The sequence below is a fragment of the Streptomyces sp. AC627_RSS907 genome (assembly GCF_019049165.1).
In genome coordinates, this window is the sequence record NZ_JAGMUE010001267.1 from 1 (window position 1) to 739 (window position 739).

General features: G+C 72.4%; 1 protein-coding gene. It reads right to left on the reverse strand.

Annotation, left to right across the window (positions count from 1 at the left end):
• Positions 1–101 precede the first annotated feature (101 nt).
• A partial coding sequence (locus tag KUM32_RS41415) for a phosphoglyceromutase (RefSeq protein ID WP_217146792.1) occupies positions 102–739 on the reverse strand: 638 nt, incomplete at its 5' end.

A 739-nucleotide genomic window follows, 5' to 3' on the forward strand; every position in this document is an offset into this window, starting at 1 on the left:
GCCGGGCGGGCGGCCCGTGGCCCGGCTACGGGAACGGCCCCCCGCCGGGCGCGATGCCGCGGGTGAGGGGCCGTTCGGGCGTTGGGGCCGAGGAGGCGGGGCTACTTCTTCTTGCCCTGATTCTTGACCGCCTCGATGGCGGCCTTCGCCGCCTCCGGGTCGAGGTAGGTGCCGCCCGGGTTGGTCGGGCGGAAGTCGGCGTCCAGCTCGTAGGAGAGGGGGATACCGGTGGGGATGTTGAGGCCCGCGATGTCGGTGTCGGAGATGCCGTCGAGGTGCTTGACCAGGGCGCGGAGGCTGTTGCCGTGCGCGGCGACCAGGACGGTGCGGCCCGCGAGGAGGTCGGGGATGATGCCGTCGTACCAGTACGGCATCATCCGCACGACGACGTCCTTGAGGCACTCCGTGCGCGGGCGCAGCTCGCTCGGGATGTCGGCGTAGCGCGGGTCGTCGCTCTGGGAGTACTCGGCGCCGTCCTCCAGCGGGGGCGGCGGGGTGTCGTACGAGCGGCGCCAGAGCATGAACTGCTCCTCGCCGAACTCGGCCAGGGTCTGCGCCTTGTCCTTGCCCTGGAGCGCGCCGTAGTGCCGCTCGTTCAGCCGCCAGGAGCGGTGCACGGGAATCCAGTGCCGGTCGGCGGCTTCCAGGGCGAGCTGCGCGGTGCGGATGGCGCGCTTCTGGAGCGAGGTGTGGACCACGTCGGGCAGGAGTCCGGCCTCCGTCAGCAGCTCACCGCCGC